7 protein-coding genes and 1 other RNA gene are annotated in these 9,679 nt (G+C 67.1%); 2 read left to right on the forward strand and 6 right to left on the reverse strand.

The window, feature by feature from the left end; translation table 11 throughout:
• Positions 1-31: 31 nt before the first annotated feature.
• Entirely contained in the window at positions 32-769 is a 738-nt protein-coding gene (locus ACK59X_RS31630) for a hypothetical protein (protein ID WP_409962942.1), read from the reverse strand.
• Between the two features lie 292 nt (positions 770-1,061).
• Positions 1,062-2,201 carry a slipin family protein gene (locus tag ACK59X_RS31635; protein WP_409962944.1) on the reverse strand — a complete coding sequence of 380 codons (1,140 nt, stop codon included), beginning with the start codon at positions 2,199-2,201 and terminating at the stop codon, positions 1,062-1,064.
• Between the two features lie 719 nt (positions 2,202-2,920).
• On the opposite strand from ACK59X_RS31635, the gene rtcR reads away from it, so the two are divergent.
• Positions 2,921-4,546: an RNA repair transcriptional activator RtcR gene (gene rtcR / locus ACK59X_RS31640; protein ID WP_409962946.1), complete on the forward strand. Its 1,626-nt coding sequence runs from the start codon at positions 2,921-2,923 to the stop codon at positions 4,544-4,546.
• A 9-nt stretch (positions 4,547-4,555) separates the two neighbouring features.
• Positions 4,556-4,992: RNase P RNA component class A (rnpB, locus tag ACK59X_RS31645), an RNA gene on the forward strand.
• A 38-nt stretch (positions 4,993-5,030) separates the two neighbouring features.
• Here rnpB and ACK59X_RS31650 read toward each other — a convergent pair.
• From ACK59X_RS31650 to ACK59X_RS31665, 4 genes are all read right to left on the reverse strand, one after another.
• Positions 5,031-6,242 (reverse strand): M48 family metallopeptidase, encoded by a 1,212-nt coding sequence (locus ACK59X_RS31650; RefSeq protein ID WP_409962948.1) that lies wholly within the window; start codon positions 6,240-6,242, stop codon positions 5,031-5,033.
• Entirely contained in the window at positions 6,242-7,510 is a 1,269-nt protein-coding gene (locus tag ACK59X_RS31655) for a YjgN family protein (RefSeq protein ID WP_409962950.1), read from the reverse strand. Before ACK59X_RS31655 ends, ACK59X_RS31650 begins: the two co-directional genes overlap by 1 nt.
• Positions 7,511-7,612: 102 nt before the next feature.
• Positions 7,613-8,401, reverse strand: coding sequence for an rRNA pseudouridine synthase (locus ACK59X_RS31660; RefSeq protein ID WP_409962952.1), 789 nt, complete (start codon positions 8,399-8,401; stop codon positions 7,613-7,615).
• Positions 8,402-9,679: MBL fold metallo-hydrolase (locus tag ACK59X_RS31665; protein ID WP_409962954.1), on the reverse strand; the 1,278-nt coding region annotated here is incomplete at its 5' end.

A 9,679-nucleotide genomic window follows, 5' to 3' on the forward strand; every position in this document is an offset into this window, starting at 1 on the left:
CGGGCGCCGTTCGGTCCTTCATCGCGCGCTGCTACTGCACCATTCCCTGGGCCGCAGCGTGTGCATAGTTCTTCAGTTCCTCATCGTGTGCCGGAACGCCGCGGATGAATTGCCCCACCCGCTCCTGCAGTTCCCTGGGGCGCAGCAGGGCGCGGCCCTCATGGCCGATGCCGTGCAGGGCCGAGACCTGCACGTCGCGGCAGGGCACCTCCAGCATCTGGCAGAACAGCTGCCACATCGCGTCCCGCCATTCGGGGATGTGCCTGGCGTTCCAGAAGGTAGGCCAGACGTCGAACCACATGTAGCAGACAAAGCCCAGCCGGCCGCTGCTGGTGCCGATGGCCTCGTGCACACGGGCCCTGCGCGGGCCGATGCAGTCGCTCCACAGCCGGGGGAAGGCCTGCAGCATGCGCACCGCATCCGCCAGCGGCACCGAGGGGTCGAGCACCTGCAGCGGGATGTCGCCGGCGTTGGTGCTCATCACGCAATTCAGGCCCATGCCCACCTGCTCGTCGTTGAAGGGCGCCAGGTCGGCGCCCGCGTTGGCGAACAGCACGGTCTGGATATGCGTCCATTGCAGCGCAGTGGCTTCGAAGCAGGGCCCGTCCATGTCCCAGTACCATTCGCGCTCCTTCTTGCCCGGGACGGGCCGGTCGAAGAGGTAGCGGATGGCGTCGGCGTACAGCGTGGCATCGAGTCCCAGGGACTCGGGTGTCACTGGCGACGAAGCCTGCCTTGCCAGACGCTTTGCGCGCGCGGTCTGTTTCATGGTGTTCCTCTTTTCTTCTTTCTTCTTTTCTATCTGTCTGGTGGACGCGACGGGATTCGAACCCGCATCTTTGCAGCGACCAGGGTGCTTTACTCCGCTGGCCCAGTGAACGGTTGGAAACGCGCGCCAGTGGCAGACCCGTCATCGGAGCCAGCACCTGCATCCTCAACCTTGCCCGTTCACCGACTCTCCCGCTGCACTCGGTGTTACCCGACCTGCCGGCAATAACAACATTTTTGGCAGTGGCGCTCCCTTCTGTGCCAGCGCGCCCGTATTCCTTGTCATTTCGCGCTCATCGCATCTTCACCAGGCCGTTAAGCACCTGGTCCAGTCCGCCGAACACCGAGATCTTGTCGATGCGCTCAGCCACGCGTTCCAGCGTCTCCAGCTCCTTCATGCGCAGGGCGACAGGGTTGTCCTCCATCACCTTGGCGGTGTTGAGCAGTGAGCGCGTCGCGGCCGTTTCCTCGCGGCGGCGGATCACGTTGGCCTGGGCCTGCTTCTCCGCCTGCACCACCTGGGTCAGGATGGCCTTCATGTCGCCGGGCAGCACGATGTCCTTCACGCCGGCGCTCTCCAGCGCAATGCCGTAGGGCGCAAGCTTGGCGGCCATGTGGGCGTTCACCACCTCGTCGATCACCGTCTTGTTCTCCAGCAGCTCATCGAGCGTGCGGGTGCCCACGGCGGCGCGCAGCGCGAACTGCAGCTCGCGGTACAGGTGTTCTGCAGGCTTTTGCAGTTGGCTCCAGGCGCGCAGCACGTCGGTGTAGCGGAAGGTCGCGCACAGGTTGATGCGCAGGCCCACCTTGTCGCGGGTCATGATGTCCTGGCCCGAGACTTCCACCGATTGCAGGCGCAGGTCCACCAGCTCCACCGCCACGGTGCGGCCGTACTTCCAGAAGGCGTAGGCGCCAGCGGGCAGCAGGCGTTCCACCTTGCCATCCACCGTCAGCAGCGCGCAGGACGACTCGGGCACCTGCACCTGCAGCAGGCCGGCCAGGCCGGTTACCGTGCGGTGGCGCAACTGGGGCTGCGTCAGGCGCGCTACCAGGGCGGCGGGCAGTTCGGGTCCGGCGTTCAGGTCGATCACCTGCACGGACACCTCCGCCTGGCCCTTCCAGTACAGGCGGCGGGTGCCAGGGGGCAGGATCTCCACCAGCACACCGTTCTCGCTGCGCAGGCCCACTTCGTTCTCGGCCAGCTCCACGCGCACGAATTCAGCGGCCACCACTTCGGGCTCGCGCGCCATCAGGTAGTCGGCCAGGGCGTGGGTGAAGGCAGGTTGTTCCAGCGCGAAGCTTTCCACGCGCAGTTGGTCCAGGCCGGCAAACAGCCAGTGCGTGCCGCTGTGCAGGACGCGGTCGAAGTCGCCGTTGCGCAGCAGCAGGGCGCGTTCGTTCTTCTTGACGGTGGTGCGTTGGATCTTCAGCATGTGTCTACCCTCATTCTTTCTTGTTCAATGTCTTGCGGTTGCCGCATCAAATTGCATGGGGGCCGTTACAGCGGGGCAGTGGTCCCAGGGGGCGCGGTCCGGGCCCTGCAGTGCGCCGTGGCGGTGGCCCCGAGGGGGCTTTCGCCTGGGCTGGCTACGGGCGCGGGCCGTGCCGGGTGCTGGCACAAACCGCCACCGCTGACGGGGCAATGGCCTTCGGGCTGCGGCGCAACCCTTCTGTCCTTCACCCCGCGTCCGGCGGGTGGTCTTTCGACCGTTTCTTCAACAGCCGGCCCGAAGGCCGGAAGAATGGGCAGGAGTCGAACCTGCGACAGTCCCTTTGCAGGGGTGCTCTACCAGACTGAGCTACCAGTGGTGCAGGCCGGGAGTCGAACCCGGCAGTCCCTTGCGGGCTGGCTTCCACAGCCCTGCCGTCACCCGGCGCTCGCAGCGTGCGGCATGCGGGGAATCCAAAAGGCAATAAAGCCCCGGACTCCCGGCACCGGCAGGGCGGGCCTTTGCCCCAACCCTGGCCTGTGAGCGTTCGCTGTTTGCGCCGAGTGCCTTGGTATCTGCGAATTGCGTGCCAGCCATCTGCTGAAACGCGAAAATTTTTCAAGTATTTGATTTGAAATAGGTTTTTTAAAAAGAGTAAGTGCTGGGTTTCTTGATGGTTTCTTTTTTGCTAGAATAGAAGCTAGTTTTGTAGCTAGCTAGAGATGCGCAAGAACAGGGTGGTCATCGGTTTCATCGGTACCCAGCTCGACTCCGGCAAGGGCGCGGGCCGGTGGGAGAAGTGGCGGCCCACCGTCTCGCTGGTCCAGCACGAGGACATGGTGGTGCACCGCATGGAGCTGCTGTACACCCCCGCCCACCAGGAGCTGGCGCACCAGGTGCGCACCGACATCGCCACCGCATCGCCCGAGACCACGGTGCGGCTGGTGCCCATGGAGATCGCCGACCCCTGGGACTTCGGCGAGGTCTACGCCAAGCTGTTCGACTGGACGCAGGCCTACCGCTTCGACACCGAGCGCGAGGAGTACTGGACCCACATCACCACGGGCACGCACGTGGCGCAGATCTGCCTGTTTTTGCTGGTGGAGTCGCGGCGCATTCCGGGTGTGCTGGCGCAGACCTCGCCGCCCAGGCGCCAGCAGATGGGCGACGCGGGCAGCTATGCGCTGATCGACCTGGACCTGTCGCGCTACGACGTCATCGCCCAGCGCTTCGGCGCCGAGCAGCGCGATGCGGTGGACTTCCTCAAGAGCGGCATCGCCACGCGCAATGCGCGCTTCAACGCGCTGATCGACGAGGTGGAGCGCGTGGCGGTGCGCTCGCGTGCACCCATCCTGTTCACCGGGCCCACGGGGGCGGGCAAGTCGCACCTGGCGCGGCGCATGTACCAGCTCAAGAAGGCCCGCCACCAGGTGGAGGGCGAATTCGTCGAGGTGAACTGTGCCACCCTGCACGGCGACGGGGCTGCGTCCACGCTGTTCGGGCACAGGAAAGGCGCATTCACGGGCGCCGCGGCCGACCGGGCGGGCCTGCTGCGCACGGCGCACAAGGGCGTGCTGTTCCTCGACGAGATCGGTGAGCTGGGCCTGGACGAACAGGCCATGCTGCTCAAGGCGGTGGAGGAAAAGCGCTTTTACCCCATGGGCAGCGACCGCGAGGTGGCCAGTGATTTCGAGCTGATCGCCGGCACCAACCGCGACCTGCGCACCGAAGTGGCGGCCGGGCGCTTCCGCGAAGACCTGTACGCGCGCATCAACCTCTGGAGCTACCAGCTGCCCGGCCTGGCCCAGCGGCCCGAGGACATCGAACCCACCCTGGACCACCTGCTGGCGCGCACCGGCACGGAGCTGGGCCGCACGGTGCGCCTCTCGGCCGAGGCGCGCACTGCCTACCTGCGCTATGCCCAGTCGCCCGATGCGCTGTGGAGCGGCAACTTCCGCGACCTGTCCGCCAGCGCCACGCGCCTGGCCACGCTGGCCGACAGTGGCCGTATCGGCCTGCCTTTGGTGGAGGCGGAGATCGCCCGCCTGCAGTGGCTGTGGCAACCGGCAAAGGCCGCACGTGATGGAGGTGGTGCGGTTGGGGATGCCATTGATCTGAACACGCTTCTCGACGAGGCACAGATCAAGGCCATGGACCTGTTCGACCAGCTTCAACTGGCCGCCGTGCTGCGCGTGTGCCGGCAGGCGCGCACCCTGTCCGATGCGGGGCGGCAGTTGTTCCAGGCCTCGCGCGCGCAGCGCACGGTGGTCAATGATGCCGACCGCCTGCGCAAATACCTGGCCCGGTTTGGCCTGGATTGGGAGTCGGTCATCCGCGGTGAACGATAATCGCTCTGTGAAGCGCGCCAGACCGCCGCTGGTGCAATCTGGGAAACCAGGCACTGGAGGAACGTCCGGACTGCACAGGACAGCGTAGCAGCTAACGGCTGCCCACCGCGAGGTGAGGATCAGAGCAACAGAGACGAGTTCGGACACGGGACCACCAGGGGTGTTCTGTGGGCCGCCAGCGCAAGCTGGCTGCGGATGGCGCAAGCCAGACGGTTCCCGGCGCAAGCCGGGAACGCCCACAGCCACCTCGGGCGCGTTCCGCGCCCGAGGTGAAACGGGCAATCTCTACGCGCAGCAATACCAAGTAGGCCAGCGTTGATGTGGTTCCGCAGAGCTGGCGGGTAGGTAGCATCGAGCCGGCGTGGCGACACCCGGCCCAGAGTAATGGCGGTCACGCCGCGGGCAACCGCGGCGCACAGAATCCGGCTTATCGGCGCGCTTCACACTTAATTCCATGGCCGGTCTTTCCGGCCATCCCAGTGCTTCAGGCAGGCTTGGGGCAGTGCATCGCATGCCCCTGCTCCAGTTCCTTGGCGCGCTCCACGGTGTCGGGGTGGCTGCTCAGCAGGGACCACACGGGGCCCATGGTCTCCGGTTCCTTCTTCGCCGCGGCGGTCTCCGTCGGGGCACTCGCGCCCTCCTTGGCTGCGGTGGCGGCTTTGTTCTTCTTGTCGGCCTTCTCTTCGGCGTCCTCATCCTGCGCAATGGCCAGCAGCAGCTTGCCCATGGGCGCCGTGGGCAGCTTGGCGTGGCCCATGAGGGCGATGGCAAAGCAGTCGGCCTCACGCTCGTGGTTGCGGCTATAGGCCAGGCCGGTGAGCACCGAGGCGCCGGTGGATACGATGCCCGATACGTCACCCAGCGCCAAACCCATGCCCATCTGCAGCACGCCCTGCTGCACGATCATGCGCGTGGTGTGGCGCTGGGCCACATGGCCGATCTCGTGGGCCAGCACGCCGATCAGGGCGTCGTCGCTGAGCCCTTGCTTCTCTGCCGCCTTGGCCAGGCCGTCGGTCATCACCACCGTGCCACCGGGCAGGGCAAAGGCGTTGGCGCCCATCCCTGAACGGAACGACAGGGTGTAGGTGGGCCGGTAGCCCTGATAGCGCTGCAGCCCCGTGGGCATCTGCTGCACCAATTCATTGAATCGCGCCTGCAGCTCAAGCTGGCGCTCCCTGGGCAGCTTGCTGGGCTTGAGCGTGCCTTTGTCCATCTGCGTGAGCACATTGCTGGCCACGCTGGTTTCCCAGGAAACGGGAACGAAGCGCGTGAGTTCCGTGGCAGCCCAGGGCGTGCCATAGCGGTAGAACAGACTCAGCCCGACGACGGCGATGGCCGTCACCCCCAGCAGCACGGGCCAGCGGTTCTGCATGCGCTCTGCCAGGCTGGGGCGGGCGCCCGCGGCGGCCAGGGCCGCTTGCCATTGGGCCACGGCATCGATTTCCAGGCTGCCGTGGTCGCGCAGGTCCACCACCACGCGCTGCTGCGGGCGGCGTTCACTCCAGGCTTCGGGCCAGCCGACCTGGCCCCAGGAGAACACGGTGGGGGCCGCGCCGGGCTGGGACACCGGGTGCAGCACCAGCGAGGGGCCCTTGGGTGTGGGCTGCAGGCCCACGAGCACCGGCTTGGCCTGGCTGCTCAAGCCATCGAACCAGCGCCCGGGAACCAGTTCCCCGGAAGGGGCTGCCGTGCCCATCAGCCGATCAGGTCCAGGCCTGCGGCGTCGGCCAGTGCATCACCGATGCCGCCTTGCTGCTGCTGGCGCACCATGGCGCCTGTCACCTGGTCCACGCCGCCCTTGACATGCAGGGTGACCGACTCGGCCTTCATGCGGTACTCGCTCACGCGCGCAAACGGGCGGTACAGGCCCAGCGTGAGCAGGGTCAGGAACAGGTTCTTGATGCGCAGGAGCACGAAGCTGCGCGTACGCAACCCGCACTTGAAGCGCGCCACCTGGCTCAGGCCGATGTTGTCCCACATCAGCTGGAACATGCGCGCTTCGCGGTAGGCGCGTGCCGGCGCCGAGGTCAGCAGCAGCATGAAGATACCGCCGAATATGCCCACCACGATGGCCACCATGATCAAGGCGAACGAGCGGTTCTTGGCATCGTCGATGAACAGTGCCGCAGTCCCGCCGGCCAGCACGCCCACCACCACGGTGACACCGATCGCGAACAGCAGGAACACGGCGACCGTGGCCAGCCAGACCTTGATGAAATCCATGTACACCGGCTTCCAGCGGCCGGTTTCGGCACCCACCTGGGTGCGCAGCACCAGCAGGCTCTTGTAGTTGTACTCGAGCCGGATGACGCACATGATCGACAGCAGCAAGCCCATGGCCAGCAGGCCCCAGATGCCGGCCGTCATGGTGGGCAGGTCGGCGTCGCTGCTTTCGTCCGCCAGTTCCTGCAGGGCGCTGGCCGATTCGGGCGCCAGGTACTGGATGCCGAAGAACACGCCGAACCACACCAGGGCGATCGCGAACACGGGCCAACTGGCCTTGTAGACCTCGCGCCAGGGGGCAGTGAACTGCAGGCGCAGGCCGCGCCAGCGCGTGGAGCCCAGGCGAAAGCGCATGGCGCTGCCCCAGATGAAGGGCGACAGCAGGGCGCCCGCCAGCAGGAAGACCCCGACGGCCGTGTCCTGCCCGGTGTTGACGGCGATCTGGTAGGCGATGCTGATCATCACCAGGATGATGAAGCCCTTGACCATGCGGCCCTGCTGGGCCGTGAATTCGAGCGGGCTGCCGGCCACCACCGTGTGGCCATAGAAGTACTGGGCGGTACGCCGCCGCGCCCAGGGGGTGTAGAAACCCAGGGTGAGGATGGTCAGCAGCACGTTGACGATCCACACGCGGAAGTATTCGCCGCCGCTGCCGGTGAACTCGAGCGGATGCGCGTTGATGTCCTGCGCCGCGAAGGTCGAGACGGGCGCCGCACCGGCCCCGGTTTGCTGATGGTCCATGGACTCCCTCCTGTTATGGCGGGCAGTGTATCAGCGGCTCGTGGCGGCGCACCATCCCTCGAAACGGTGATTGCTCACCTTTTGATAGCTGGCCAGTGCTGCTCAGAATCGCTCCCAGGGCTGCAGGTACCGCCACTGGCCCTCGGGCACCTTGGCCAGGGGCACGCGGCCGATGCGCAGGCGCTTGATGGCCACCACGCGCAGGCCCACGGCCTCGCACATGGCCGGGATCTGCCCGGGGCGAATGCCCTTGAGCGCAAAGCGCAGCCGGGTCTCGTTCTGCCAGCTCACCTTGATGGGCGGCAGCGGCCGGCCGTTGAACGACAGGCCATGGCACAGGCGCTGCAGGCCATTGACCGCGATCTCGCCGGCCACCTCCACGATGCACTCCTGCTCCAGCGATTCGATGTCCTCGGCCAGCTTGCGCGCAATGCGCTTGTCCTGGGTGTAGACCACCAGGCCACTGGCTTCGGTGGGCAAGGGGGTGAAGCATTCGAGCTGGCGGAAATGGCGCTGCAGCACGCGGATGCCCGAGGCGTCTTCGGGCAGGTGCGAGGCGGACGACAGCAGCGTCTGTGCGGGTGCGGCCCCCTGGCTGCGGCTGCCGTGTGCGGCGCCGGCCTGTCCGGGTGCGCCCAGGCCGGCCTCGAAACCTGCGGGCTTGTGCAGCAGCAGGGTCACGGGCGTCAACTCCAGCAGGCTGGCATTCGGGTCCACGGTCACGCTCTGGCGCGGCGCCACGCGTGCGCCGGGGGCCTCGACGATGGCGCCATCGACGCTCACGAAGCCGCCCTCGATGAATTGCTCGGCCGTGCTGCGCGAGCAGTTGAGCTGCTCGGCCACGCGCTTGGCCAGGCGCACATGGCCGGCTTCAGGGTTTTTTTCAGTCATTCAGTGTGGGGTGTTTTCATTCCCCGGTTCCATTGCGCGGATACGTTCGACATGGGCGAGCAGCGAGCGCTGGGCCACCGGCCACATGCGCGGCGGCACATCGTCGTAGGCATGGCGCACCCAATCCTCCATGCTGCCCTGGGGCAGGGCCTGCATGGCAGCCAGCACCTTGGCCTCGCGCGCCAGGCGGTGGGCTTTCAGGCGGGCGATGGCGCTGCGCGCCTCGCCCAGCACATGGCCGTGGGCTGGCAGGATGAAGTGGATCTGGTAGGCCTCGCAGGCCGCATCCAGCGCGTCCAGTGAATCGAGGTAGTCGGCCATGTTGCCATCCGGCGGGTCGACCACCGTGGTGCTGCCGTTCAGGATGTGGTCGCCGCTGAACAGCAGGCCGTCTTCTTCCAGCAGCAGGCACAGGTGGTTGGCGGCATGGCCGGGCGTGTGGATCACCTGCAGGGTGTGATTGGTGGCGGCATCGGCCACCTTGGCCGAGAGCACGAGTCTTTCACCGTGGGCGAGTTCGCGTTCGGGCGTGAAGGCGCTGGCAACCCGCGCCGTGGGCGCCGAGGGCAGGCCCAGGATGGGCGGTGCCGGCCGGCCGGCCTGCACGCACAGGGCCTGCAGAGGAGCGGCCCCCGGCGAGTGGTCAGGGTGCGAATGCGTGCAGACGATGGCACGGATGTCGCCGCCGGCGGTGCGCCAGAGCTTCTCCAGGTGCTCGGGGTCGGCCGGGCCCGGGTCGATGGCGATGAAGCCCGTGGTCGGGTCGCCCACCAGGTAGCTGTTGGTGCCCGGGCCGGTCATCACGCCCGAGTTGGGCGCCGTGAGGCGCTGCACGTTTTTGAGCAAGGGCACGGCATGGTCGGTCTGCCAGTCCAGCGGGTGCACGATCTGGCCGTCGGGGCAGACCAGGGCCAGCTCGCCGAAGGGCATCTCGTCTTCCATGTAGCGCGCCTCCTTGCCGGCCAGCAGGCCGGCGCGCGGGCAGCTCACCCACAGCGGTTGCTCGCTGGCCAGGGCGTCGAGCACGGCCTGGGTGTTCTTGAACTTGGCCAGCCGCTGCAGCGTGCGGATGGTCGGGAAGATCATGAAGAACTGGCCCGCCTCGTGCCGCGCCAGCGCATCGGTCGGTCGTACCCACACGGGCTCGAACTGCTCCGCTTCGTCGGCCACCGGCGTCTGGCCCTGGGGCATGCGGGCGGCCAGGAAGGGCACTTCGAAGCGGCGCGGCAGGTCGCGGTCGGCCGTCCAGTAGGCCAGCAGGTAGACGCTGTCGGCCGC

The sequence above is a fragment of the Acidovorax sp. genome (assembly GCF_046339755.1).
GTDB lineage: Bacteria > Pseudomonadota > Gammaproteobacteria > Burkholderiales > Burkholderiaceae_C > Acidovorax.